Below are 26,679 nucleotides of genomic sequence, written 5' to 3' on the forward strand. Positions count from 1 at the left end.
TGGAGACACGGGTGGAGCTGTGTGAGGCTTCAAGAATCTTCCCGGCAGCCTGGCCGATGTGCTGGATCAGGTTGCGAATCGCGGTAAGGAACTTGTTGAACCAGCCTGCCAGTTGCGAAGTTTCATCCTTGCCGCGCACGGCGAGGTTCTGGGTCAGGTCGCCTTCGCCGCCAGCAATGCCTTCCAGGCCGCTCGACACGCTGTGGATCGGACGCACGATGACGCTGGCAAAACTGGCCCCGACAATCGCAAAGACCACCGCCAGCACCACCGCGATGATGCCGATCAACCAGGTCAGGCGGGTGGCCGAGGCCATCACTTCGTCCTGTTTGATCAGGCCGATGAAGTTCCAGCCCAGTTGCTCGGACGAGTACACATTGGCCATGTAACGCTCGCCGTTGAGTGTCACCTCGACCAGACCACTGGCGGTTTTCGCCAAATCGCTGAAGCCGTCGCCCAGTTCTCCCAGTTTCTTGAAGTTATGCTCGGGCTGTTTGGGATCGACCAGCACGGTGCCGTTCTTTTCCATCAGCATCAGGTAGCCGCTTTCGCCGAGCTTGATCTGCTTGACGATGTTGGTCAGTTGCTTGAGCGATACGTCGATATTGACCACGCCACCAGGGTTGCCCAGTTTATTGGGAATCGCCCGGATGGTACTGACCAGTACCGCGTCGTCGTTGGCCCAGTAATAGGCATCGCTGCGCACGGTTTTGCCAGCATTGGCCATTGCGGTCTTGTACCACGGGCGAACACGTGGGTCGTAGTTGCTCATTTTCGGGTCTTCCGGCGTCATGATGTAGCTGCCGTTGATCAACCCGTAAGAGACGTAGGAGTAGGCCGGGTGAGCCTTGGCGATATTGGCGAACAGCTCGGTCGCCTGCCTGTCATTCTCGGACTGCGGGGGAGGCGTTGCGCCCATGTAGTTGCGGAAATCATCGCTCGCCCCGGCGATCAGCGGGTGCGCCGCGATGTAATTGACGTTCTGCGTAATGCCGTCGAAAAACAGTTGCATGGCATTGTCGACCTGGCGAATCTCGCGTGCGCTGCTGTCCACGAAATCACTGGTCGCCTTGTCGCGCAGGTTCACGACCACGATGGCGGCGACGACTAATATGGGCAAGCACGCAATGACTGCGAACGCCCACGTCAATTTCTGTTTGATATTCATTTGAGCTCCGGGGGGCGTGTTACTGCCGCAAGTGTCGGGTGCTGCATGGATGCAGTCTGCGACCCGAGGCATTGAGCTGAGGGTCGCTCTTATGGTCTACCAAGAGGTCAACGACTTTTTGCCAGCATTCTTTAGGCGGCTTGGCGGTAACAGACACTTGTTGTCGTTCATGAGCACGAAACGGCCTTTATTCACTGAAGCAGTAACCCGTTGTTCATGAGAGGCGCCCTCCAAACTCGGTCATGGCATCCAGCATCGCTTCCTTGAAGTAAGCCAGTGAAGCCCGATCGAAGAGAATCTGAAAACAGGGTTCGCTCTGCGCGCCAACATTGATCACGATCACATTGATTCGCGCTGCCGAGGTCTGCGCCACCGAGCCGACTGCGAATGCTGACGGACGCAGGTCCACGCCGCACAATTTAGCCATCACCTCGGGGATGCACGGGCCGCTCAGTTGCAGCCACGCATGGCTGTCTTCGCGAGGCAGCAGGTAGTTGGCGTTATGGTCCAGTTCCCAACGGGCTTCCTCATCGGCTATGCGCTGGCCTTTATCAAGCGGGCTGCCGAGCAGCAGGTATTCGGTCTGCGAAAGACGTGCAACATGGCTGCCGTCGGCCTGAGTAACCGCGCGGTTCGGCGTGTCGGGCAGACTGAAACCACGTGCTGTCAGGTATTCGGCGCTTTGCGTACCGCGAAACCCCACGCGCGGCAGATCGGTCAGGTCTTGCAGTGTGCACAGTGAGGGCGCGCCAGCTCTGACCGGGCGGTCCTGGATAAGGCTATTCATGGTTCAGAGCTCCTGGCGCTGGTTTTCAGGATCGAAGAAGGGCATTTTCACGACGGTCGCCTGAACCACAACACCGTCTTCGACGCGAATCGGGATCTGCTGGCCGGGTGTGCTTTGGTCGAACGCGGCATAAGCCATGCCGATAATCATGCCGAGGGTTGACGAGTATTCGCAGGAGGTCACGTTGCCACTGATGTCCGGACCTTTGAGCACCAGATGACCTTCAAGCGGCAGCGGACTGGCCTTGGGCAGGGTGAAGCCCACCAGCTTGCGTTTCTGTGGCTGGGCTTCGAGGATATCCACTGAGCGGCGGCCGACGAAGAACGGCTTGCTCCGGCTGACCGCCCAGCCCATGTCGATTTCGGCTGGATGGGTCATGCCATCGGTGTCCTGGCTGATGATGACGTGGCCTTTTTCCAGACGTAACAAACGTTGCGTTTCGATGCCGAACGGACGCATATCAAACGCCTTGCCAGCCTCGGTCAGCGCGTCCCACAGTGTCAGGGCATGCCGGGCCGGAACGTGGATTTCGTAGCCCAGTTCGCCGACGAAACCGACTCGCAACAGCCGCGCCTTGATGCCGGCAACAGTGCCCAGGCGCACGCCCAGATAGGGGAAACCTGCGGCGGACAGATCAAGGTCGGTACACACTTGCTCCAGTACCTTGCGTGAATCCGGGCCCGCCACGTTGACCGCAGCAATGGCCGCTGTGACGTTGGTGATGTCCACATTCAGACGCCACTGGGCATTCCACTTGAGCATCTGTTGGTAGATGCGATCCACACCGCTGGTGGTGGCGGTGACGTAGAAGTGCTGGTCGGCAAAGCGTGCACAAACGCCGTCGTCAATGACCACGCCTTGCTCGTTGGTCATCAGCGCATAGCGTGAACGCCCGACCGGCTGCTTGAGGAACGCAAAGGTGTACATGCGGTTGAGCAGCTCGGCGGCATCGGGTCCGCGCACGTCCAGGCCACCGAGTGTCGACACATCGATAATCCCGACCTTGTTGCGCACATGCAGTGCTTCTTGCTGCATGCAGGTATCGCGTTGCGATGGCTTGCCATAGAACGCTGGACGCTGCCAGATCCCGGCCGGCATCATCTTCGCGCCTGCCTGCACATGCCGTTGGTGCATGGGCGTCTGGCGGTAGGGGTCGAAGGCCCGTCCCGCGACGTGCGCCAGTTTCTCTGCCTCGAAGGGCGGCCGGGCAGTGGTCACACCGGTTTCGCTGATGCTGCGCTGGGTAGACGCGGCCACCAGTCGTGCGGTTGGCAACGCTGAGTGACGACCCTGCGACGGCCCCATCCCGACAGTGGAATAACGCTTTACCAACTGAATGTCGCGATAGCCAATGCGGGTGGCATTGACGATATCGCGCACCTGCAAGTCTTCGTCGAAATCGACAAAATCCTTGCCTTCGGGATGCGGAAAAATCGGCCAGGCAAAGTTGACCTGCGCTTCGCTGCGCAGTGCGGCCGGTTTGTCGGTCGATTCCAGGCCTAGCGCCGAGAGCACCCCGGCGGCGGCATTCGCCGCATCGGTCAGAACGTTATCCAGCGCGTGATAACCGTTGACCGAACCGGCGATGCCCAGGTTCTGCGGCAGGCTGCTGATCGCGAACTCGGCCTGCCGATCGTCATAGGCCAGCTTGCCGCCCGCCTGACACAGCAACTGGTAGGCCGGCATGTAGCCGCCGGACATGCACAGCAGGTCGCACTCGACACTCAAACCCTTGTTGGCCACCTGACCCTGGCCGGTGATCTTGCGCAGCTCGGCCCCGCTTACGTGACGCATGCCTTTCTCGTGCAGCGCTTCATACACGGTGGTGCTCATGTGGCAGACGATGCCGCGTTGCTCCAGCGCAACCTGCAATCCCCGATCCGACGGATTGGCGCGCATGTCGGCGACCGCGACCACTTCGACACCCTGATCGTGCAAATCCAGTGCAGCGAGGTAACCGTCATCATTGCCGGTCAGCACCACCGCGCGCTTGCCGGGCTTGACTGCGTACAGCCTGATCAGACGCTGCGCGGCGCTGGTCAGCATCACACCGGGCAAATCATTGTTGCGAAAAATAACCGGCTGGTCGAACGAGCCACTGCACACCAGGCATTGCGTAGCGCGCACCTTGTACAGACGCTTGCCCTGAATCACTGGCAGATAGTTGTCGGTAAACCAGGCATTGCAAGTGGCCTGTGTGAGGACCTGAATATTGGCGTGCGCCTGCACGGCGTCGACCAGTTCGCGCCGCAGTTGCCCGGCACGCTGACCGTCGATATCGAAGCGCGCGTAAGTCAGCGAACCTCCGAGTATCGGCTGCTGTTCGATCAACAGCACCCTGGCTCCGGCGTTTGCTGCGGTCAGAGCCGCCTGTAACCCGGCAGGTCCTGCACCGATTACCGCCAGATCTGCGAACAGGTACGCCTTGTCGTAGTATTCAGGCTGAAAGTCCAGATCCAGCACGCCGAGGCCCGCTTTCTTGCGAATGATCGGCTCCCAGACTTTCCACATGCCTTTGGGCTTGTAGAACGAGCGGTAGTAGAAACCCACCGGCATGAACTTCGAGAACTTGCCCAGCCAGGCGTCCCTGTCGTGGTCCAGCGAGCCGCTGAAATTCTGTCCGGTTGCCTGCAAGCCATCCTGCAAGACAAAAGTGTCGGCCAGCACGTTAGGCTCGTGTGGCAACTGGATCAGGCTGTTGGCGTCCTGTCCGGCCATGCTCAGCGGTCCGCGCGGGCGATGGTATTTGAACGAGCGCGAGAGCAGAAAGCGACCATTGGCCAGCAGTGCGCTGGCAATGCTGTCGCCTTGCAGGCCCTGATACGTTTTGCCATCGAAGCTGAAGGTGAGCGGCTGGTTGCGATCGATCAGCAGGCCCATGGGCTCGGGCAAGCGGGCTGGGGTGGTCATCCTGCGATCTCCTTGGATGGGAGGGAAGCGAAGTCGATACGTGCGGTAAATATTTCCCGCGGGTCGAAGGTGCGAATGATCTCGTCGCTGCCGGTATGACGTTCGGCCAGAAACCAGTAGCTGGACGGGTTATGCATCCACCACTCGCGCACCACGCCCAGGGTGTCCTCACTGTTGAACACGTAATCGGCCCATTGCGCATCGCTGCAGGTTTGCGGGTCAGGCATGTGCTTGAATTCGCCGCCGTAGGTGAATTCGCTGATGTTGCGCGGCCCGTTGAGCGGGCAGGTCATGATTTTCATGTGTCGCTCTCCGTCAGTGGCTGGCCGCTGTCGCGCCCATTTCGTTGACTTGCTGGAAGGTCGAGAAGCGTTCCATCGCGAATGGCCTGATCAACTCAGGCACCTTGCCGCCACTGGCCACCAGTTCGGCCATGGTCTTGCCGCAGATCGGCGTCGCCTTGAAGCCCCAGGTGCCCCAGCCTGCGTCCAGGTAATAATTCTTGACCGGCGAAAGCCCCATGATCGGGCTGTAATCCGGGGTCATGTCGGTGATTCCGGCCCACTGGCGCATCAGTTTGGCGTTGGCCAGAAACGGAAACATCTCGATGGCGTGGGCCAGCAGGCTTTCCTTGAGGTCCAGCGTCGAGCGCGTGTTGAACAGTGGATACGGGTCCGAGCCGCCGCCAAACACCACCTCGCCACGGCTGGTCTGCTGGACATAGCAGTGCAGGGCGGACGAACTCACCAACGGGTCGAGGAACGGCTTGAAGGGTTGAGTAACCATCGCTTGCAGCGGGAAGGTCTGGATCGGTGAGCGAATTCCGGCCTTTTTCATCATCTGCGAACTCATGCCCGCGACTGCCTGCACGGCGCAACCGCACTGGATGGTGCCGCGATTGGTTTTCACTGCGGTGATGGCGCCGTTCTCGATCACCAGTTCCTGCACCTCGGTCAGTTGATGGATCTCGACGCCGCGCTTGGCCGCCTGTTTGGCATAGCCCCAGGCCACCGCGTCATGACGTGCGGTGCCGCCGTCGATATGCCACAGGCCCGCGAGCACGGGCAGATGGCCGGGGTCCAGATTGAGGCTCGGCACCAGTTCGCGGATCTGCTGGCGGTCGATCATTTCGGTGCGGCCACCGAAATGCTTGTTGACCTCGGCGCGCTGACGGAACGAGCGCACGGTGGCGTCGGTATGCGCGAGGGTCAGCTGGCCGCGCTCGGAATACATGATGTTGAAGTCGAATTCGTTGGACAGGCCCTGAAACATTTTTACCGACTCGGCATAGAACTTCACGCCTTCACTGGTCAGGTAGTTGGAGCGGATAACCGCCGTGTTGCGCGCGGTGTTGCCGCCGCCCAGATAGCCTTTTTCCAGCACGGCTATATTGGTGATGCCGTGGTATTTCGACAGGTAGTAAGCGGTCGCCAGCCCATGACCACCGCCGCCGATGATCACCACGTCGTAGGAAGGCTTGAGTTCCTTGGGCGCAGGCAGATCCACCTCGACCGGATACTCCGGGCTGAGCCCGTATTTCAATAGGTTGAAAGGCATACGGCCTCCGATTGGCTGCGCTGTGCGAGGGCTTGCTGCCTGGCAGCAGTCACTGTGTTTTTCATCAGAAAAGCGATGGTCATCGGCCCGACGCCACCGGGTACCGGCGTGATGGCAGAAGCCACGCTCAGGGCGCTGTCGAAATCGACATCGCCCACCAGGCGGCTGCGGCCTTGATCCTCGATGCGGTTGATGCCGACATCGATCACCATTGCGCCGGGCTTGAGCCAACTGGCGTCGATCATGCGCGGGCGACCCACTGCTGCGACGACGATGTCTGCCAGCTGGCACAAGGCCTTGGCGTCGGTACTGCGCGAATGCACCACTGTCACCGAGCAATGCGCTTGCAACAGCAGGGCGGCCATCGGTTTGCCGACGATATTGGAGCGACCGATAACCACCGCATGTTTGCCGCTCAGATCGCCGCAGGTCTCTTCAAGCAAGTGCATGCAGCCGCTGGGCGTGCAGGGCGTCAGTACGCTGCGTCCCTGGCTGAGGCCGCCCACGTTTTCACTGTGAAAGCCATCGACGTCCTTGCCCGGATCAATGGCCTGCAAGGCGCGGGCTTCTTCCATGTGCGACGGCAGTGGCAGTTGCAGCAGGATGCCGTTTACCGAGTCGTCGGCGTTCAGTTCGGCAATCAGCGCCAGCACCTGTGCCTGGCTGCTCTTGGCAGGCAGGCGGTGCTCCAGCGAACGAATGCCTGCTTCCTCGGCGCGCAGGATCTTGTTGCGCACATACACCTCACTGGCCGGGTCGTTACCGACCAGAATGACCGCCAGTGCCGGTTCGATGCCGTCGGCCTTCAAGATTTTCACTTCGGTGCTGACCTGTTCCAGAACACGAGCGGCGGCTGCCTTGCCATCGATGATGCGCGCGCTCATCGGAAGATCACCGTTCGGTCAGTGTTGAGAAACACCCGATGCTCAAGGTGGTATTTGACTGCCCGAGACAGCGCGATGGTTTCGTTGTTACGGCCTGCTGCGACCAGGTCTTCAGGCAGGTAGACGTGATCGACACGCTGCACTTCCTGCTCGATGATCGGGCCTTCGTCCAGGTCGCTGGTGACGTAATGCGCAGTGGCACCGATCAATTTCACGCCGCGCTCATAAGCCTGGTGATACGGCTTGGCGCCCTTGAAACCTGGCAGAAACGAGTGATGAATGTTGATTGCCCGCCCCGCCAGTTGCTTGCACAGGTCGTCGGAGAGAATCTGCATGTAGCGCGCCAGCACCACCAGTTCGGTATCGGTTTCGTCGACCACCTTCATCAGCGCAGCTTCCTGCGCAGCCTTGGTTTCTTTACTCACAGGCAGGTAAATGAAACGAATGCCTTCCCGCTCGGCCATCGGCCGCAAGTCCAAGTGGTTGGACACAATGGCGGTGATGGTCATGTCCATTTCCCCCTTGTGGTAGCGGTACAGCAGGTCTGTCAGGCAGTGATCGAACTTGCTGACCATCAACAAAACGCGCATCGGACGACGCGTGTCATGCAGTTCCCACTGCATGGCGAAGTCTTTGGCCACCACATCGAAACCGGTTTTCAACTGCTGGATGTCGCCGTCGTGACCGTCGTTGAAGCGAAACACTGCGCGCATGAAAAAGGTGCCGCTGTACTCGTCGTCGAACTGGGCCATTTCACCGATGTAGCAGCCGTTGCCAGCCAGGCAGGAAGCCACTGCCGCGACAATGCCGGAGGTCGCCGGGCAGCTGATCTTCAGGATGAAATGGTTCTTCTCGTGTTGCATGGCTTGTCCTCTGGAATAGGGCGGCAGCTCGGCAAAGGGGGCAAAAGTCAGATACAGAGGTTTTTGAGTGGCGAATAAAATTCTCTACAGGAATTTAATATTCTTGAAGGCTGTTTTATAGGCGAAAGGAAAAGCAGCGTCCAGGGGTTTCTGGAAACTTTGTTTATTAAAGGGAATATGGGGGGCTGGCGTGGTGGGGAGCGGGTGCCTTTTTTTCAGTTACCCTGAGGCAGAAAACGCCCAAGGCAGGCGTTTTCAGGAAGCAGTAAGGGTCAGTCGTGATGCGCCTCACCGACAAACGTTAATGAGGTAAACAAGCCACGCTCGGCGATATCGACATTATCCTTGACCGGCTGCGTGACCTCGGCAGCGATGATATTCAGCCCTTCGTTGCGCACGATCACGCTGGCCAGGCCCTGGGCGTCGGTTTCGGCGCTGACGACATCCGGTGCGCTGCGGTAATCGCCGATCAGCTTGATACCGGCGGCGGGTTTGCCGTCGATCAGTACGCGTACCGGTAAGGGTTTGCCAACCCCGACCTTCAATGGATCAGCCTGTGGCACGATCACAAAATTCAGTTTGCTGAACGAGGGCAGGTGCGCGTCTTCTGCGTAGATTGCCACGCTGTATTTGAAGGTATGAATCGAGTCGGTGCCATTGGGCACTTTGCTACGGCCTTCGTTGATCCACTTTTTCTCGGCGTTGCGTGTCCACATGCCGTTGTCCAGCGCCACCGTCATCACGGCGGGCGGCTTGAGCGGCACCAGTCGCGCGTGATCCTCAAGGCGTTGTACCGTCACCGGGATCATTTTGCCCTGCTGGTCATACGCCCATGCGCCGCTGACTTTTTGCGCTTTGAACGCGTTGTCTTCCGCGCCATGACCGTAGACCACCTCGATATTGCCGCGCCGCTGTTCGGTCCACAGGCCGTGTGCGTTCACTTGACTGGCGAACAATGCGCCGAGCAGGCCCAGGGCCACGAAAGGTTTTGTTGACAGCATGGTGCATCCTTATTGTTGTGAGGCGAGGGTTACAGGAGTCAAAGGCCGAGTGTCAGGCTGACCGTAAAGTTACGCGGTTCGCCGGGCGCGACCCAGTAATTGCTGTAGGAGCGCTCGTAGTATTTTTCATCGAAAATGTTGTTGAGGTTCAAGCCCACTGTCACGTTCTCGCTGGCTTTATAGTGAGCCAGCAGGTCGACGGTCTGGTAGGCCGGCAGCTCGAAGTCGGTGCCGGACTGGCCGGAACGATCGCCGACGTAGGTATATGCCGCGCCCACGTCCGAACCGCGCAATACGCCTTCCTGAAATTCATAGACGCTCAACAGGCTGCCACTGTGTTTGGCGACCCCGAGGATGCGACTGCCTGCCGGGATGGTCCGGTCGCCCTTGGTGACTTCGGCATCAATGTAGGCGAATGCTCCGATGATCCGCACCGTGTCAGTGATTTGTCCGGTGAATTGCATGTCGAAACCCTGGCTGCGGGCCTTGCCCACGGCGCGATTTGTGTCGGTGCCCGGGTCCAGGGCCAGAACGTTTTCCTTTTCTATGTGGAAGGCGGCGAGGGTGGTACTCAGGCGGTTGTCGAACAGTTCGCTCTTGATCCCGGCCTCATAACCGATGCCTTCTTCCGGGTCGAAGGTTTTGCCGGCGGCGTCCAGGCCATTGTTCGGCTTGAACGAGGTGGACGCGTTGGCGAACAGCCCAACCTGCGGTGTGAGCTGATAAAGCAGCCCGGCGCGCTGGGTGAAAGCGTCGTGACGCTGACCGGAGGTGGCATTGGTGGTGAAGTCATCGACCTGCTGATCGAAGTGCTCGTAGCGCGCGCCGATCATCCCGCGCAGCTTGTCGGTAAAGACAATCTGGTCCTGCAGGTTCAGCGCACGGCTTTCAATGTGCTCGTAGAAATCAGTGCCGGAACGCGCGCCATTGGGTTTCGGCTGGCCGTACACCGGGTTATAGATGTCGATGGCGTATGGGCTGCCTGCAATGGTAGTCACCCGCTCGTTCTTACGGTAATTCTCGTATTCGGTGCCGATCAGCACTTCGTGCTCCAGACCGACCGCGTCGAAATGGCCGCGCAATTCCAGTTGGGTGATGCTGTCGTGCCAGTTGTTGTCGCGTTCGCGGTAACGACGGTTGACGGTACGACCGTCGGCATTCAGGGGGCGTGCCTCGCTGGCAAAACCTGACATTTCGCCTTGCTTGTAGTGGCTGGCCAGACGCAGCGACCACACATCACTGAGTTGATGGTAGAGGGCAAACTGAACCATGTTGTTGTCGTTATCGATGTCGTCGTCCGGTTCGCCGAGGAAGGTCGAGCGGGACACGCCACTCCATTTATTGTTGGGGGCGACCACACCCCGGTCGAAAGTCGATGTCTGCCGCACGAATTCGGTTTCCACCAACAGACTGGTGTCGGGGTTCAACTGCCAACTGAATGAGGGGGCGACGAAGACCCGCTTGCTTTCGACATGGTCACGAAAGCTGTTGTTGTCTTCGACGGCCAGATTGACGCGAGACAGCAGCCTGCCTTCCTCATCCAGCGGTGTGTTGACATCCAGTGCGGTGCGATAGCGATCCCAGCTACCCGCACTGGTTTGCAGGGTGGTGAATGCTTCAAGCTGGGGTTTTTTAGTGACAATGTTGACCGTCCCGCCAGGGTCGCCACGGCCATACAGACTGGCAGCGGGGCCTTTGAGCACTTCGATACGCTCGATGTTGGCGGCATCCGGCGTGGCAGGGTAGCCGCGGTTGGCGCTGAAGCCGTCCTTGTAGAATTCGGAGGTGGTGAAGCCGCGGATGCTGTATTCGTAGAGCGTCAGGCCTCCGAAGTTGTTTTGCTTCGACACGCCCCCGGCAAACTCAAGCGCGCGCTCGACACTGTTACTGCCCAGGTCCTTGAGCACCGAAGCGGGCACTACGCTGATCGACTGCGGAATGTCCTGGATGGCGGTATCGGTTTTGGTGGCGGTGGCCGAACGGGTAGCGCGATAGCCCTGAACCGGGCTGGTGGCTGTCTCGTACTGATAGTCGGAGGTTAGGTTGACGCTTTCCAGTTCAATGGTTTGCGGATGTTCCTCCGCATAGCCGGTATTGCCAAAAACCCCGATTGCCAAGCCTGCCAGAGACGCGATTCTACGAGACGACATGTGAGACTTCCTGATGATAATGGATACAATATAACATCTCCGTTGAGAATTATTTCTGTTTGTTTTTGGCGGGATGTGACAGTTGTACCCATCAGCAGGAGCCTGACGCGTGAAGGTAGGGTTTGAGATATGGGGAAGATTCGGTCATTGAAACCGAGTCCATTTCCATGGACGGAAATGGACTCGAGGAAAGTTTATTCAGCGCACATGTAGCGTTCTATCTGCTCAGGCGAGCAACTCTGTCCCCAGTTGAAACGCCACCCACAAGGCCAGTCCGGTCGCAAAGGTCAGCGCAATGTTCTCGAACCAGTTGTTGCGATATTCCTTGCTCAGCAGCGACTTCTGATTGGACATGATCAGCAGCCCCAGCGAGATGACCGGTAGCCCCACGATGTTCAGTGCGTTGACGCCCAGCGTCAGGGTCACGAAGTCCGGCATGCCGGGCAGCGACCAGATCAGCGGGGTGACCAGAATGAACAGCATGAACCATTTGTGCATCGGGTCGTTGTGGAACACTTTGCCGTAGCGTTCGCGACGCTTCGGGCGAATGTGCTGGAAGGCATCGGTGATCAGCATTGGGAAGGCGGTGGTTTTGCCGGAAATACTGGCAAACAGCGTGGCGAACACACCGATGAAGAATATGTACCAGCCCAGCGGGCCGAAGAATATCTCCAGCGCCTTGCCCAGATCAGCCAGAGTGTTCACCTGAATACCGTTGGGTCGCAAAATTTCGACGCCCACCACCCAGATGGCCAGGTTGATGATAATGCCGACGATCACGGCGAACAGCAGATCGTTGCGCTGAATACGTTTGTGCTCGGGGCCGGTCCAGCCTTTTTCACGCATCACGTAAGGGTGGACGAAGTTGGCGATGGAGCCGGCTACGGCACCGATCACCGAGACCGCCACCAGCAGCGCCCCATGCACGCCTTCATCGGGTGGAATGCTGAAACCGATAGTGCCCTTGATGATGCCGCTGACATCCGGATCGGACATGATCGCCAGGGTAAGAAACGCCAGTGTCATGATTGCCAGCAATACCTTCATGACGCCTTCGATCATCGTGTAGATATTGCGTCCCACCAGCAGCCATACGGCGATCACCACCGCAACCGAGCAGAGCAACGGCTGATTGATGTGCAGCAGCATGGCAAGCGCTTCACCGGCACCCTTGATCATGTAGGCGTTGATCAGATGGCCCATCAACAACGCGTAGCCCAGCATGAACCAGGCAAACAGCGGATGCAGTTGCGCATAGCCCTGCAGAATGGTCATGCCCTGGTTATTGCAGAGCTGGAAGCGGGCAATGATGTTGACGATCAGGAACCTGAGCAACAGCGAAATCGCCAGCACCCACATCATGGCGTAGCCATAACTGGCACCTGCCACCGACGATGTGATCAGATCACCCGCGCCCAGCCAGGACAGCACCGCGATGATGCCGGGGCCCAGCAGTTTGGCGAGTTTTTTGAGACGAGGTTCGCTGGCGGGTGTAGCTGTTTCTTTGAGAGACGGGGTATGAGGCATGCGTTGAATCTCCGTTTTTATTGTAATGAGATGTCATTCACTGCCAGCTAAGATAGGACGTCGTACAACATTGGTCGTGGTTGAAAATGTAACCAGGTGTGAACCGGGCAGCGCGTGTTAGATAATGTCCGACTTGTCACCACTGTGTTCTCAGGAGAGTCCATGAAGTTTCCGATACTCGCTGTTGCTCAGTTCTGCTCTGCAAGGGGAGATATCGAACAGAACCTCGCCGGACACCTCGCGTTCATGCAGCGCGCCGCTGATCTTGGGGCCAGTTACCTGCTGTTTCCCGAGCTCTCATTGACAGGCTACGAACCCGATCTGGCCCGAGCGCTGGCGTTGCATGCGGACGACGCCCGTCTTGAGCCGATTAAGGCGTTGGCCATGAAGCTGCGCCTGGTTACCACCATTGGCGTACCGCTCAAAGGAGCAAATGACAGCATCCTGATTGGTGCGCTGACCTTCACCGCTGACGGCGACGTCACTACCTATGCCAAGCAATACCTGCATCCCGGTGAGGACAAGGTGTTCAGTGCTGGAGACAAAGACTGCTATCTGCCCATTGATCAGCATCGGATCGGCCTGTGCGTGTGTGCCGACTTCACGCAGCCTGCGCATGTGCAGCGTATGGCAGCGTATGGCAGCGTATGGCAGCAGGTGGCGCCTGGGTGTATGCAGCGCGTGCTGATTTCGCCGGGTGGCTATGCGCAGGATGCAGAGCTGCTCGCGGGGCATGCCCGACGTCATAACCTACCGGTGCTGGTGGCCAATCACGGTGCACCGACTGGCGGCTGGGAGTCGGCAGGCCGCAGCGGCCTATGGGACGGGGCAGGGCGCTGGATAGGCGGGATGCAGGGCGCAGGAAGCGGGCTGGTCATTGTGACCTGCCAGCGCGAAGGCTGGCAGGTTCGGGTGGCGTAAACAGATTTAAGTGCTCACCGCGTGGTCTGGTTTGAGGTCAGGTTCATTATTCGAACGTGAAAGTGTCTCCGGTACGGCCACCAGCAACAGACAAAACGCCGCCGCCGCAACACCCGCGAGGGTCAGGAACGCAGCGCTGTAGCCCGCTGCATGTACCACGAAACCTGCCAGGCCGTTGCTCAGCGCCGCGCCCAGTCCGAACAGAGTGGACAGCGCCCCGAGGCTTACATTGAAACGTCCGCTGCCTTGAGTGAGGTCCTTGACCATCAATGGAAACAGCGCGCCGAACAGGCCGGCACCAATACCGTCGAGCATCTGCACCGCCACCAGCCAGTAGGGGTCGTCTGACAGGGTATAAAGCACACCACGAATCGGCAGAATCAGAAAGCCTGCCAGCAGCAGCGGCTTGCGACCCCAGTCATCCGCTTTCATACCCACCAGCAGCGCCGCAGGTACCATGACCAGTTGGGCTGCAACGATGCACGCCGAGGTCAGCGGCGTCGCCATCTGCATATTGATTTGCGAAAGCTTCTGAGTGACCAGTGGCAACATGGCTGCGTTGGCCAGATGGAACAGTGCGCAACAGATACCGAAAAGCAGCAGCGGCTTGTTGCTCAGTAACGTAGCAAGTCCGGAAGGCTGAGCTCCATGAGCGTTGTGGTTCGCATCAAAACCCCGGGCGACGTTGTGATCGATGGCATCCGCAGAAACGAAGCTGATCGCGATAACACTCGCCAGGGCCATCGCTGCCATCAGATAGAAGACCGCAATAGGCCCGAAGAGGTAGGCAAAGCCGCCCGCTAACAGGGCTGCGCAGGCATTACCGGCATGGTTGAATGTTTCATTGCGTCCGGTACGACGCGTAAAGGCTTTCGGCCCGGTTATGCCCAGAGAGATGGCCGCGATGGCCGGTGCGAACACCGAGGACGCGATGCTGCTCAGCGCCTGTGTCAGGGCGACGACCGAGAAGGACGAAGTGAAAGGCAGAATCAGGCAACTCAGGGTCACCAGCAGCGCCGCCACACCAATCATGGCGCGCTTGTAAGGCGTACGGTCGATAAGCGCGCCAGCAGGGGTTTGGGTCAGCAGCCCGGCAATACCTGCGATGGTCATCACCACGCCTATGCTGGCCGGGTCCCATTTATGCACGGCCAGTAGATAGATCGCCAGGTAAGGCCCCAGGCCGTCACGCACATCGGCGAGGAAGAAATTCAGGCTATCCAGTGAAAGGGTGTTGCGGCGATCTGCATGACTGGCCAAGAGCGGAATTCCGGTAATTCGTCAGACTCCAGGTAGCCGAGTCTCGGGTAATACTGACCGGGGCCGTTTTAAAGAAGTTTCCGCACCGAAGATGAAATTTTCGGTTTCACACGTTCTTTTTCTGCAGGCTTTTCATTCGCTGTGTGGCACGTTGCACGGCGGCCATCTTTTCCGGACGTTTCATGCGTTTCCACTTGCGGATATCGTCCTTGGTACGCCCGCAGCTCACGCACAGATCGCCGCTGAGCTGGCACACGGAAATGCACGGGTTTTCGATGTCCTTGGCCATATCAACTCCGCCTGGCGTATTTGCGCTTGATACGCTGCTGCCAGTCGCCACCGTTCTCGCGCAGGCACTGCTCTTCGCAGTCGACATGCACATGAGCCGCTGCATTCGACAGGCTAACCTGTGCATCGTCAAGTGCCTCTACCGTGAGACCGATCATCCGCTCCATCAGCCCGCGCGCCAGCGCAGTGTTCTTGTCGGCCAGCGTGTCGAACACCCATACCACCTGCAAGCTGGCAGGGAAGGCTGCGTAATCAACTTCGTGAGTCAGCCAGCAGAAACCGGGCATTTCCGTTTTGGCCGTTTCACAGGCATGCGTCAGCGCTGTAACAAGCTGGCGCTCAGTGCGGGCCTGCTCGCGTTTGCTTGAGGGCATCTGGTGTGCTCGGGCAGTAAAAGTGATAGCTGCGTACGATACCTGAATTGTCGGCAGCTTCGCAGTACCGAGCAATCATGATTTTTTTGGATACCGTGCTGACAGGTAACTTAACCAGTTCGAATGCGGCACGCAAAAAAATCGATGTTTGTATTTAAACTTTTTTTGACGATCATTCCTCCATCATCTTCAGATAAAGATGATGGTTTTGGCGAGTATGCTCATGTAGTCTTTTACTTGATGCATGAATGCTTACGATTCTGACGCGGTTAATAAGTGGCTTTCAAAATCACAAGACTCAGTTAGTAAAGGGTTTTCTTCGTTTTAATAGGGGTTTTTACTATGGTGCTTGACACTTATATGCAGATTGAGGGTATTCCGGGCGAATCTCTTGATGCGGTATTTAAAGATTGGATCGAGCTTTCTGATTTCGATGTTGGTGCCAGCCAGTCAGCGTCAGCGACTGCAACAAGTGCCGGCGGTGCAAGCAGTGGTCGAGCCAGTATGAGCGATTTTTTCTTTCGTAAGGCTGTGGGCAAGTCTACACCTAAGCTTCATGAGGCCTGCTGTAGTGGAAAGCATTTTAAAGAGGTTGCTATTGCTGTAAATCGTGCGGGGTCGGAAAAAATAAAATACCTAGAGATTAAACTTGAAGAGGTTATACTTTCGTCGGTATCTCTCAATGGTAATGGTTCGGTAGAAAATGGTTTTCCAACCGAAACTATACGCCTTAATTATGGGCGAATAAAAATGCTTTATACTCAGCAAAAGCGCTCCGACGGTCAAGGTGGCGGGCAAGTTGTTGGCGGATGGGATGGTATAAAAAATAAGGTTTACGCTTAATTTTGGCAAGGGACGGGCGTCGCATGTCTGGAAATACCAATAATCCTAATATCGCATACTGCAGTTTTTCTTTAAGTGGTGAGCCTGTAAGCAATTTGCGTTGCGGGCAAGCTACCTATGAAGCTTTCTCGGGTATGGGCGTCCCTTTTGTCAACAGTCCGAAGTATCAGTCTGTGGGGGGAAAGGGTGCAATTCCAGTTGGTCGATATTTTATTGTTGATCGGCAAGGTGGGGGTAGTCTTGGTTGGATTAAAGAGCCTATACAGGACTTTTTAGCTGGTCCAGATAGGGGGGAGTGGTTTGGTCTTTACAGAGATGATGGAGAGGTTGATGATCAGACAACCATTGAAAACATAAGACGAGGCGCGTTTAGGCTTCATCCCGTTGGGCCGCGTGGTATAAGCCAAGGCTGTATCACTCTTAACTCTCAGATTGGATTCGATGAGTTTGAAAATTTTCTTCGCAGTCAGCATGGCGAAATTCTTCCGGGGACGAATCTGAAGTACTATGGCGTAATAGATGTGTCTGCTTTTAGCGAATAGTGAAGATATCTCAATGAAAAAAATAATGAAGCTCATCACAAAGAGCACGCTAATTTTAGTGTTGGCTGCGCTGCTCACTAAATGGCTTGTCGCGCTAGGCCTGATGGGCTGGCTGCTTCAAACTGAAACAGGCCTCGATATGTATGTTTCGGCTGCAAGTGCTTTGGGTATAATCGGCGGAGAAAATGGAGAGTTCATGCTTCTTGTCATAATGGTATTGGTGATGTTGGTGCCGTCAACATTTATTGTACGGGGTGCGGCTAAAACTCTTTGTCGATTCAGATCAGTAAGGTGATAAACGCAGAGCATGGGAATTGGAGGTTTACCAGAACCCTGTCGTGACTGAAGATATCTTGTAGGATGCCTTGCGGCTGCAAGGCGGGCGCCGTTCCAAAAATAACAACAAGGAGACGCACCATGGATTTCTCACCCCTAACCACCACCGCAGACCAAAGCCGTAGAGGCTTCCTGAAACAATCACTGGCTGTTTCGGCCACGGTTGCCGCCATTGGCGCATTGCCGCGTCTTTCCAGCGCTCAGCCGTTGACCCAGCGCTACCCCGACCCATTGGTCAGTGTTCTGGATGACAGCTTTACCCAAATACGAATATTCAATGCCAGCGTCGAGAAGCTGGCCAGCGGCATGCGCTGGGCCGAACGGCCGGTGTGGATTGGAGACGGTCGCTACTTGCTGGTCAGCGATATCGCCAACAATCGGATCATGCGCTGGGACGAGGTAACGGGTCAGCTGTCGGTGTACCGCGAGCATTCGAACTTTTCCAATGGCATGTGCCGCGATCGCCAGGGCAGGCTGCTGGTCTGTGAGGGGTCGAGCACCACCACCGAGGGACGGCGGGTGACGCGTACCGAATACAACGGGCGTATTACCGTGCTGGCCGACAGTTTCGAGGGCAAGCCTTTCAATTCGCCCAACGACATCGCCTGCAAACGCGATGGGTCTATCTGGTTCACCGATCCTACCTTCCAGGCCGAAAGCAACTATGAAGGTCAAAAGGTCAAGCAGGAGCAACCCTTCGGCGTCTATCGCATAGACCCGTCGAACGGCAAGGTCTTCAGGGTTATCGATGATCTGGCAGGTCCAAATGGTTTGTGCTTCTCGCCGGACGAGAAAACCTTGTATGTGGTCGAAGGGCGCGCCAAACCCCACGGCCTCATCTGGGCGATAGCGGTCAACGAAGATGGAACGCTGGGCGAGCGGCGTAAACACATCGAAGGTCTGGACTACGCGGCCATCGACGGCATCAAATGCGACGAAAGCGGCAATCTGTGGTGTGGCTGGGGCTGTAACGGTGATCCCAAGGCCGATATGGAGAAACTCGACGGCGTGCGAGTGTTCAACCCTCAAGGCAATGCCATCGGCCATATCAGCTTGCCGGAGCGCTGCGCCAATGTCTGCTTTGGTGGGCGAGAGGGCAATTGGCTGTTCATGGCCAGCAGCCATTCGCTTTATTCGGTGTTCGTGAATACACGAGGTGCCACGTTTGCCTGAAGGGTCATGAGCCCATTGACGGTGTGCAATGTGCGCACGCTGTCAATCGGGTCGAACCCCTGTGAACATGCCGGGTCTGTTCCTGTAATTACTCTCAGGGATAGTTATTTATGTCGGCGCAACGCGGCCTTGTTCTACTTGCACGAGGCGGTTATGCCGCCCGTGGTGTTGTTTATCTGATTATTGGTTTGTTCGCGGTACTGGCGGCGCAGGGATCTTCACAGCCCGCCGACAGCCACAGCAGTCTTGAAGCCTTGTTGAGCCAGCCGTTCGGCAGCGTGCTGGTCGGGGTGGTAATTGTCGGTCTACTGGCGTTCGCCGCATGGCGTGTGCTGCAGGCCACGCGTGATGTGGACCATCATGGCCGCGAACTCAAGGGGCTGGTGATTCGTGGCGGTCTTCTGGTGGGCGGCTTTACTTATGGGGCATTGGCGTTTTTCGCGCTGGGCCTGCTGGTAAGCGGGCTCAAGAGTTCCGGTGGCTCATCGGGTGGTGGTCAGGCCAAGGACCTGTTGGCAACGCTTCTGTCCTGGGATCACTCCAACCTGCTGGTCTACGTCGTGGCACTGGTGCCACTGGCGCTGGGCATTGTGCATATCATCAAGGGCTACAAGGCGTCCTTCGAGAAGTATTTCGAGGCTGATGAAGACGTCATGAAATATGTGCGTCCGGTGTCGCGCTTCGGGCTGATCGCCCGCGGCGTGGCGTTTATCGAAATTGCAGTGTTGCTGGCCGTAAGCGGTTCCAGCTATCAGGCCATGCACCCGCCGGGCATGAAGGATGCGCTCAACGGTTTGCAGGATCTGCCGGCCGGTGGTCTGGTGCTACTGATCGTGGCGCTGGGTCTGATCGCGTTTTCGGTGTACAGCTTCGCCCAGGCCGCATGGCGCAGGATCAACATGGATGTGCCTGATGCACCGGAGGCGGTAGCGCGTCATTTCCGCTGATCTCCATTCGGGTAGTTAGAGGGCTGCGTGATCTTTCAGGTCAGGCGGCCCTTTTTTCGATAAAAATAATGTGAACCATGCCTCAAGTCGCCTTCCGCCTGGCCGACATTCTCTCTTGAGTTCCGATCATTTTCCGGACTGACGTTCTCTACGCAGGCCCGGATCAGATTCGGCGCAATAAAAATAAAAGAGGATAGCCATGACCATTCTTCAGCGAGTGATCGGTGGGTTTGCCGTGCTGGTTGTGCTGCTGCTCGCCATGGCAGGTATCAGCTACCAAAGCACCCATTCCATAAGCGACCGGATCAGCATCATTACCGGGCAGTCGGCACCCTTGAGCAGGGCGGCGAGCGAGCTTTATGTACATGTGTTGCGCGCCAATCAGGCACTGCTCGGGATTCTGGTCAGCAATGACCCCAAGCAGATTGACGATGGCAAGCAGCCCTTCAACGACAGCATGGCCCGGTTCAATCAGTTGCTGGACAGCACGCCTGCCTACATCGGCGATCGCGCTGAACTACGCGACAACCTGAATCAGCAGCGTCAGTTGAGCGCTGCTTATGCCGAACAGGCGCAGACTCTGATTGCCAGTCACCGACAGCACGTTTTGCAGTCACTCCAGAGCCGGGTATTGCAGGGCTACAGCAGCAGCCAGGGCGCCCAACTGACCGGTTATCTTCGTGATTACATTGCCCGCGAGCGCAGTGCAGGGGCTGCGGATAACGTGTCCGCAGGTGAAAAGCTGTTGCTGGAAGTCGGCAAATCCTACGAGGGGCTGGCTGCCCACGCGGCGACGCCGGATATCCAGACCTTGCAGCGTGTGCTCAACCTGCAGGATGAGGTAATCAGTACTCGGGCGCGCGAACTCACGGCAGTAGATCCACGCGGCGGTCGTATCGCTGGTGTGATGGTCAACCGCCTGCTCAACGACCTCACCGGCAGTGACGGCGTTTATCAGGCCTACAGGCAGGAGGCGGCGCTCGCCGAGCAGGTTGGTAAACAGCGCCAGGCGGCGGAAACCCGGCTTCAGGCAACACTGGACAAGATCGGCGAGTTCGGTAATCAGTCACTGGCGGTGGCCAACGAGGCCAAGGCGGGTGCGGATTCGACCATCGCCACCAGCCTCAGCCTGCTGCTGATCGCTTGCCTGCTGGCGGTAGTTGCAGCGGCAGTCATCGGTACCTGGGTCGCGTTCAGCCTTCGGCGTCCATTGGCGGCGTTTCGCGAGGTGCTCAAGACCCTCACCAGCGGCGACATGCGGGTGCGTTTCGATGTCAGCCGTCGCGACGAGTTCGGCGAGCTGGGCGGTTACCTCAATGAGTTCACCCAGTCGTTGCAACAGACGTTTCGGCAGTTGATCGGCTCTGCCGACACCCTGGCGTTGACTGCCAGTCAGAACGCCCAGATCAGTGAGCAGACCACCCGCGTGGTCGACGAGCAGAAAGACCGTCTCAATTCTGCCGCGTCGGCCATGAATGAAATGGAAAGCACCGTGGAAGAAGTGGCCCGTCGTGCTCAGGACACGCGTGGCGCGGTGGACAGCACCAGCGAACTGACCAACAAGGTGCAGAAGCGCGTGGCTGAAACCATCGTCAACATTCGTCAGCAGGCTGAACAGGTCAACAAGGCGTCTGCGGTCACCGACGAGCTGCAGAAGTACGGGCAAAACATTGACGGTATTGTCGATGCCATTCGTACCATTGCCGAGCAGACCAACCTGCTGGCGCTCAACGCGGCCATCGAAGCGGCACGCGCTGGCGAGCAGGGCAGGGGCTTTGCGGTGGTGGCCGATGAAGTACGCTCGCTGGCCAGTCGCACCCAGACCTCGACCAGCGAGATTCAGGAAATTATCGGCCAGATGCAGAGCAAGATCCACTCGGCTGTGCAGGTGATGAACGAAAGCCAGATCCAGTCCAATCACTGCGTGACGCTGGCTTCCGGTGCCGACCAGTTGCTGGTGGAAATGGGCGAGGCGGTGGACACGATTCGCGACATGAATATCCAGATCGCAGCTGCCACCGAGCAGCAAAGCGCAACGGTGCAGGAAACCAGTCGCATGGTCACGCACATCAACGATTCTGCCCAGCAGGCCGCCGACGGTGCCGAACAGTCTGCGAGCAGCAGTCAGGACCTGTCGAAAATGGCCAGGGATCAGCGCGAGCTGCTCCATCATTTCAGCGTTTGATGCCCGGGAGTCAGAACATGAAACAGTGGTTATCGATTTCCCTGAGTGCAAGCCTGCTGGTCGCGGGCCTGGCACAGGCGGCCACGCCATTGATCGGCGTGGGTATGGCCAAGTACAACGACAATTTTCAGACCATTCTGCGCCACGGGGTGGAAAAGCAGGTGGCGCTGCTGGATGCCGACATCTTCATGGAGAACGGTCAGGACGACGTCGAGCTGCAGATGCGTCAATTCCGCAATCTGGTTAATTCGAAAGTCGACGCTATCGTTGTCGCGATGGTGAACGGCAAAAGCGCAGCGGAAATGATGCGCCTGGCCAATGAGGCCAAGGTTCCGCTGGTATTCGTCAACCGCAATCCGGAACCTGCCAAGTGGCCTGCGCTGACGGCATTTGTCGGCTCTGACGAACTGGAGTCCGGCACTTTGCAGATGGAAGAGCTGGCCCGTCGTGCCGGTTACAAGGGTAACGTGGTGATTCTGGTGGGTGATCCGAGTAACAAGTCGTCGGTCATGCGCACCGAGGACGTGGAAAAAGTGGTCGCCAAGTACCCGAACATGAAGGTCGTGCAGAAGAAAATCGGCAACTGGGAGCGCAGTCAGGCCGCGACAATCGTGATTGACTGGGTCAAGCAGGGTGTGGACTTCTCTATCGTCGCGGCTAACAACGACGAAATGGCGATCGGTGCGATCATGGGGCTGGAGAAGGCCGGAAAGAATGCCAGGGATTATCTGGTGGGCGGCATCGACGGCACCCCGGACGGTTTGAAGCTGATGGCCGAGGGCAAGATGGCCGTCAGCGTGTTTCAGGATGCGGTCGGCCAGGCCAACGGCGCAGTAGATGCCGCGCTGAGCATGGCGCGTGGCGAAACACTGGCATCTCCGGTCATTTGGGTACCGTTCAAACTCATCACCCCGGAGAATCGCCAGCAGTTCGAATAGGGCCGCGGTGTGGACTGACTGTCTTTCCAGTGAACCGCACGCGGAGCGCTCAGCGTTGTTTCAATTAGCCCGGAAGCTCCATGCTTTCCGGGCACAAGCCCACTCTACGGCATCTCAGGGCTTGTCTATAACGCGCTATAACCGGATATCCTGCGGCCCGCGAATCTGTGCTTCGATGCGTGTGCCGGTCAGGCGCTCTTCGTTGGAGAAACCATCGTAGCTGGCCAGGTCGCCGAAGCTGATGCCAGTGAGTTTTTCGATCTGCAGGACGCTGCGCTGCCAGGTTCTGAGTGGACCGAATACGATCTCCAGCTTACCCAGCTCGCTGCTCTGGTCGATCATGTAGGCACTGGCCGAAGGTTTGCCGTCGTCGCCAAGAAACGCCACGACCTTCCAGAATGCCGAAGGGATCTTGAGGTTGCGGTAGCTGCGGTCGTCTTCGCGCAGCACCGGCCCGCTGAAAACGGTTACCCGGGATTTCCAGCGTCGCGTGTTCTCAAGGATGTAGTCCTCAAGTTCCAGCCATGTCTTCTGATTGAAGGCGGCCATCTGCGGTGAGCAGTTGGTGAAGTGAAAGGTATCGCTGTTGGCCGTTTCGGCTTCCTTGCCCCAATTAGGGTCCTGACGCCTGACCAGATGACCGCGATCCAGCAGATTGTCGGCGTACAGGCTTTCGCCGATCTGCGCCTCGGCAGGCAGCCTGCCATCAAAAGACCACGAATCCTTGCCACGCTTGACCTCGACGCTGCTGGCACCGTCGATATTGACACCGACATACAGAGCAAGACGCCGACTGCGCGACATGGTGATTGAAAAGTGGGTGTAATCGAGGCGATTTCCGGCGTTGTCCAGCGGATAGACATCCGGTGCCAGCTCCGCGTCGGTCGAGGGCCATGGCACGACGAAGTCACCGAGAAAATTCTCGACATACCCCTTACGTTTCTGCAATTCGCTCGCCGGTGTGGTGCGTGGCGATGCAAGAGGTTGCGGTGCAAGCAATTCGGCCGAAGGGAGCAGTGGCTTGAGGTCGGCGAGGCGTGGTCGGTAGGTGAGATCGATAGCGGGCTTTTTGTCAGACACTTGGTTGGCTCCTGCGGTGGGCGTGAGTTCATTACAGTTCACCATAGCCGCGTTACAGGTCGACGTCAGGCCGGGTAATCGATCGTTCGCGGGCACTCATACAGTAAAAAACTGTAAACGGGTTCAAGTTACGGGTAACAGGCGTCGATAAGCTCTGAATAAGAGCACTCCGCAGTTCATGTTATTTCACTGATCGCAGGGGACATCAGGATGTCGATAAAGCTACGTCTATTGTTGTTGATTGGCACCAGCGTGCTGACGGCTCTGATCATCAGCCTGGTCAACTATGTGGGCAATACCCGCACGGAGACGGCGATGATCGACAGCGAGGTCAGCATGACCGCGCTCAGCAATCATCTGGAAGCCGACATGATGCACGATGCGCTGCGTGCCGATGTGCTGTCGGCGATGCTGGTCGGCCTGGGCAAAAGCAACAGCACGCGTGAAGAGGTGCAGAAATCCCTTGATGAGCATGCTGCACATTTTCGAGCTGTGCTGAACGATAACCTCAAACTTCCCATCACCGAAGCGATCAAGGCGGAGCTGAACAGGATCAAGCCCAGCCTCGATACCTATATTGCCAGTGGCGAGCGTATTGTCGGTCTGGCTCTGGATAATCCGGAACGAGCGCAACAGGAACTGGGCACGTTCACCAGCGCCTTCACGCAACTGGAAGTGCAGATGTCCAGTCTCAGCGACCTGATCGAGGGGAATTTCAAGGCAAGCGGCGAAGGTGCCCGTCAGGCAATCCGCAGCGCCAACATCGCTCTGGTTGTGGTGCTGGTGGCCAGTATCCTGCTGCTTCTGGTTCAGGGCCGCTGGGTAACCCGCAGCATCATGATTCCTCTTGCCTCTGCCAGCCGCATTGCCGACAGCATTGCTCACGGCAATCTCAGTGAACCTATCAACGAGCCCCGTGGCCGTGACGAGGCCAGCATGCTGATTCGCAGTCTGGCGGTCATGCAGCGCGACCTGCGGGGGATGATCGAAGTGGTGCGCAGTAACGCGCATGGCGTCAGCGGTATGAGCCGCCAGCTCAGCAGTGGCTGCCATGAAGTGGCCGACAGCAGTCGGCAGCAGAGCTCGGCAGCGGGCACCATGTCGGCAGCGACCAGCGAGATGACGGCGAGCATCGAAGAAATCACCCGGCATGCCGGGCACGCGCTGGAAATGGCAAATCAGGCTGAAACACTGGCGAAAAATGGTGGCCGGGTGATTCATCAGGTGGTCAGTGACATGGACAGCATTGCCCGCTCGGCGCAGCTGTCGGCGCAGGTTATCCGTACGCTGGACAAGGACTCGGAAGGAATTTTCAATATTATTCAGGTGATCAAGGGCATTGCCGATCAGACCAACCTGCTGGCGCTTAACGCAGCCATTGAAGCTGCACGCGCTGGCGAGCAGGGTCGAGGTTTTGCCGTAGTCGCCGACGAAGTTCGCAATCTGGCGGGGCGCACCAGCACCTCGACCCAGGAAATCACCGCGATGGTCGCTCGTATTCAGCAAAGTACCCGCGAGGCGGTGACCAGCATGGAAGCAGGCGTTGCCCAGGTCGACAAGGGCATGGCCGTCACCGCTGAAGTGCAACGCTCGATCAGCGAGATACTGGAGGCCACGTTGAGCACCACACAACTGGTCAACGACATCACTCGCACCATTGGTGAACAGAGCCTGGCCAGTAACGAAATCGCTCACCAAGTGGAGATGATTGCCAGTATGTCCGAGGGCAATAGCCGGGTCATCGGGCAGACCGCCAGCACTACCGATGAACTTTCGGCAATGGCCGGACAGCTTTCGCAATCGGTGGATCGTTTCCGTCTTTGATATCAAATAGCCCCGACCTGCAGTACTCTCCGGCGCATTCGACCCCCGGTCGAGTCGCGCAGGGGTCATCACAGGCCTGTATTGGCCGGTTCAGCCATTGAATCTTCGGCACCGACAAGCGTTAATTTTCGTGGATGAATCATTTTTCACCCCAGGAGCAGCGACATGCAGACGTTAAAGGCCTTATACGAGTCAGTCGAAAAGCAGTTTTTCGACACACTGACCAAAAAGCTCTCGAGCCTTTTTCTGCTGGTCCTGGTCAGCGCGCTGCTGTACTGGGTGGCTCTGAACATCCGCTCTGACATCATGCTGCAACTCCACGGCACGCAACTGGATGCGGCCGAACTGGGCAAAATTCAGGGCCAACTGGATGTCCTCAGCAACGCAATCCTGCTGAGCACCCTGTTTACGCTGGTCATGGTCAGTTTCATGGTCTGGTACTTCCGCCATTTGATTGTGCGTCCAGTGATGTTCATGACTCACGCACTCGAAGAAATCGCCAACGGCGAAGGCGACCTGTCCCGTGACTTGCCATTATTGACCCATGACGAAATTCGAGTGCTGGCCAGTACCTGCAATCGTTTTCTGGCCAAGCAGCGCGAGGTTATCAGCAGTATTCAGGCGCTGACGGTGCAGATCGCAGTCGAATCGGCACGCTCGCTGAAAAACATCAGTGATTCCAGCGACAGCGCGACCGATCAGGCGCGTTTCGCCAGAGAGGTGATGGACCAGAGCAATATGGCGGTGGGCAGCATTGAGGACGTCTCGCAGCAGACGCAGGGCATTTCCACTACCACTGCGCAGAACCTGAGCATGGCGCGTGACTCTTATGCCGAATTGCTGGAGGTGACTGGAAACATTAGCCAGATATCCAGCAGTCTCAATGAATTCGGCGGGCTGGTATCCGGCTTGAATGAGCGTTCTTCAAGCATCAAGTCGATTGTCGGGCTCATCCAGCAGATATCCTCGCAGACCAACCTGCTCGCGCTCAATGCGGCCATCGAAGCGGCGCGGGCCGGTGAAAGCGGTCGAGGGTTTGCTGTGGTGGCGGATGAGGTGTGAACCGCCCCGGGTTTCTCGGAGACCCTTTTGTTTGAGTCATGCCACCTGGGCAGACTCGG

The 26,679-nt window shown here is 57.7% G+C and carries 22 protein-coding genes and 3 pseudogenes; 11 read left to right on the plus strand and 14 right to left on the minus strand.

Annotated features, from left to right (window positions below; all coding sequences use genetic code 11):
- Positions 1 to 85 precede the first annotated feature (85 nt).
- The 10 genes and pseudogenes from AO277_RS29775 to AO277_RS16605 form a co-directional block, all read right to left on the minus strand.
- Positions 86 to 1,240: pseudogene (locus AO277_RS29775) on the minus strand (HAMP domain-containing protein); the annotation flags it as partial.
- 142 nt (positions 1,241 to 1,382) lie between these two features.
- Positions 1,383 to 1,955 (minus strand): sarcosine oxidase subunit gamma, encoded by a 573-nt coding sequence (locus AO277_RS16565; protein ID WP_002553900.1) that lies wholly within the window; start codon positions 1,953 to 1,955, stop codon positions 1,383 to 1,385.
- A 3-nt stretch (positions 1,956 to 1,958) separates the two neighbouring features.
- Positions 1,959 to 4,865 (minus strand): 2Fe-2S iron-sulfur cluster-binding protein, encoded by a 2,907-nt coding sequence (locus AO277_RS16570; RefSeq protein WP_044318767.1) that lies wholly within the window; start codon positions 4,863 to 4,865, stop codon positions 1,959 to 1,961.
- Positions 4,862 to 5,167 carry a sarcosine oxidase subunit delta gene (locus AO277_RS16575; protein WP_004658056.1) on the minus strand — a complete coding sequence of 102 codons (306 nt, stop codon included), beginning with the start codon at positions 5,165 to 5,167 and terminating at the stop codon, positions 4,862 to 4,864. The genes AO277_RS16570 and AO277_RS16575 overlap by 4 nt, the downstream gene beginning before the upstream one ends.
- A 13-nt stretch (positions 5,168 to 5,180) precedes the next feature.
- On the minus strand, positions 5,181 to 6,422 hold the full coding sequence (locus AO277_RS16580; RefSeq protein WP_044318768.1) for an FAD-dependent oxidoreductase: 1,242 nt from the start codon (positions 6,420 to 6,422) through the stop codon (positions 5,181 to 5,183).
- Positions 6,404 to 7,306, minus strand: coding sequence for a bifunctional methylenetetrahydrofolate dehydrogenase/methenyltetrahydrofolate cyclohydrolase FolD (gene folD / locus AO277_RS16585; protein ID WP_044318769.1), 903 nt, complete (start codon positions 7,304 to 7,306; stop codon positions 6,404 to 6,406). The genes AO277_RS16580 and folD overlap by 19 nt, the downstream gene beginning before the upstream one ends.
- Positions 7,303 to 8,169: a formyltetrahydrofolate deformylase gene (gene purU / locus AO277_RS16590; protein ID WP_044318770.1), complete on the minus strand. Its 867-nt coding sequence runs from the start codon at positions 8,167 to 8,169 to the stop codon at positions 7,303 to 7,305. The genes folD and purU overlap by 4 nt, the downstream gene beginning before the upstream one ends.
- A 272-nt stretch (positions 8,170 to 8,441) precedes the next feature.
- Complete coding sequence (locus AO277_RS16595) at positions 8,442 to 9,170, minus strand: DUF4198 domain-containing protein (protein ID WP_002553894.1); 729 nt, start codon at positions 9,168 to 9,170, stop codon at positions 8,442 to 8,444.
- Positions 9,171 to 9,208: 38 nt separating this feature from the next.
- Positions 9,209 to 11,320 carry a TonB-dependent siderophore receptor gene (locus AO277_RS16600; RefSeq protein WP_044318771.1) on the minus strand — a complete coding sequence of 704 codons (2,112 nt, stop codon included), beginning with the start codon at positions 11,318 to 11,320 and terminating at the stop codon, positions 9,209 to 9,211.
- 225 nt (positions 11,321 to 11,545) lie between these two features.
- Positions 11,546 to 12,847 carry an Nramp family divalent metal transporter gene (locus AO277_RS16605; RefSeq protein ID WP_044318772.1) on the minus strand — a complete coding sequence of 434 codons (1,302 nt, stop codon included), beginning with the start codon at positions 12,845 to 12,847 and terminating at the stop codon, positions 11,546 to 11,548.
- 162 nt (positions 12,848 to 13,009) lie between these two features.
- On the opposite strand from AO277_RS16605, the gene AO277_RS16610 reads away from it, so the two are divergent.
- Entirely contained in the window at positions 13,010 to 13,768 is a 759-nt protein-coding gene (locus tag AO277_RS16610; RefSeq protein WP_044318773.1) for a carbon-nitrogen hydrolase family protein, read from the plus strand.
- 6 nt (positions 13,769 to 13,774) lie between these two features.
- On the opposite strand, the gene AO277_RS16615 is transcribed toward AO277_RS16610, so the two are convergent.
- The 3 genes from AO277_RS16615 to AO277_RS16625 form a co-directional block, all read right to left on the minus strand.
- Positions 13,775 to 15,028: an MFS transporter gene (locus AO277_RS16615; protein WP_044318774.1), complete on the minus strand. Its 1,254-nt coding sequence runs from the start codon at positions 15,026 to 15,028 to the stop codon at positions 13,775 to 13,777.
- A gap of 106 nt (positions 15,029 to 15,134) precedes the next feature.
- Complete coding sequence (locus AO277_RS16620; protein WP_004665593.1) at positions 15,135 to 15,317, minus strand: DUF1289 domain-containing protein; 183 nt, start codon at positions 15,315 to 15,317, stop codon at positions 15,135 to 15,137.
- Position 15,318: 1 nt separating this feature from the next.
- Positions 15,319 to 15,690: a hypothetical protein gene (locus AO277_RS16625; RefSeq protein WP_002553888.1), complete on the minus strand. Its 372-nt coding sequence runs from the start codon at positions 15,688 to 15,690 to the stop codon at positions 15,319 to 15,321.
- Positions 15,691 to 16,032: 342 nt separating this feature from the next.
- Here AO277_RS16625 and AO277_RS16630 point away from each other — a divergent pair, with 342 nt between their 5' ends.
- From AO277_RS16630 to AO277_RS16660, 8 genes and pseudogenes are all read left to right on the plus strand, one after another.
- Positions 16,033 to 16,533: an Hcp family type VI secretion system effector gene (locus tag AO277_RS16630; protein ID WP_099259079.1), complete on the plus strand. Its 501-nt coding sequence runs from the start codon at positions 16,033 to 16,035 to the stop codon at positions 16,531 to 16,533.
- A gap of 23 nt (positions 16,534 to 16,556) precedes the next feature.
- Entirely contained in the window at positions 16,557 to 17,075 is a 519-nt protein-coding gene (locus AO277_RS16635; RefSeq protein WP_080899354.1) for a DUF2778 domain-containing protein, read from the plus strand.
- A 25-nt stretch (positions 17,076 to 17,100) separates the two neighbouring features.
- Positions 17,101 to 17,370 (plus strand): hypothetical protein, encoded by a 270-nt coding sequence (locus AO277_RS16640; protein ID WP_016981348.1) that lies wholly within the window; start codon positions 17,101 to 17,103, stop codon positions 17,368 to 17,370.
- A 122-nt stretch (positions 17,371 to 17,492) separates the two neighbouring features.
- The gene (locus tag AO277_RS16645; RefSeq protein WP_044319846.1) at positions 17,493 to 18,584 is read left to right on the plus strand and encodes an SMP-30/gluconolactonase/LRE family protein; all 1,092 of its coding nucleotides are present in this window, start codon (positions 17,493 to 17,495) and stop codon (positions 18,582 to 18,584) included.
- Between the two features lie 110 nt (positions 18,585 to 18,694).
- A complete protein-coding gene (locus AO277_RS16650) occupies positions 18,695 to 19,531 on the plus strand; it encodes a DUF1206 domain-containing protein (RefSeq protein WP_005732959.1) in 837 nt (278 codons plus the stop codon).
- Positions 19,532 to 20,438: 907 nt separating this feature from the next.
- Positions 20,439 to 20,861, plus strand: a pseudogene (locus AO277_RS29905) (HAMP domain-containing protein); the annotation flags it as partial.
- 96 nt (positions 20,862 to 20,957) lie between these two features.
- Positions 20,958 to 21,716: a methyl-accepting chemotaxis protein gene (locus tag AO277_RS29910; protein WP_414702790.1), complete on the plus strand. Its 759-nt coding sequence runs from the start codon at positions 20,958 to 20,960 to the stop codon at positions 21,714 to 21,716.
- A 17-nt stretch (positions 21,717 to 21,733) separates the two neighbouring features.
- Entirely contained in the window at positions 21,734 to 22,654 is a 921-nt protein-coding gene (locus AO277_RS16660) for a substrate-binding domain-containing protein (RefSeq protein ID WP_005732958.1), read from the plus strand.
- A 135-nt stretch (positions 22,655 to 22,789) separates the two neighbouring features.
- Here AO277_RS16660 and AO277_RS16665 read toward each other — a convergent pair whose 3' ends face one another.
- On the minus strand, positions 22,790 to 23,734 hold the full coding sequence (locus AO277_RS16665) for a DNA/RNA non-specific endonuclease (RefSeq protein ID WP_044319848.1): 945 nt from the start codon (positions 23,732 to 23,734) through the stop codon (positions 22,790 to 22,792).
- Positions 23,735 to 23,944: 210 nt separating this feature from the next.
- On the opposite strand from AO277_RS16665, the gene AO277_RS16670 reads away from it, so the two are divergent.
- Positions 23,945 to 25,558 (plus strand): methyl-accepting chemotaxis protein, encoded by a 1,614-nt coding sequence (locus AO277_RS16670; RefSeq protein ID WP_044319849.1) that lies wholly within the window; start codon positions 23,945 to 23,947, stop codon positions 25,556 to 25,558.
- A 165-nt stretch (positions 25,559 to 25,723) separates the two neighbouring features.
- A pseudogene (locus AO277_RS29455) lies at positions 25,724 to 26,617 on the plus strand (methyl-accepting chemotaxis protein); the annotation flags it as partial.
- Between the last annotated feature and the right edge of the window lie 62 nt (positions 26,618 to 26,679).

It is taken from the genome of Pseudomonas amygdali (assembly GCF_002699855.1).
Classification (GTDB): domain Bacteria; phylum Pseudomonadota; class Gammaproteobacteria; order Pseudomonadales; family Pseudomonadaceae; genus Aquipseudomonas; species Aquipseudomonas amygdali.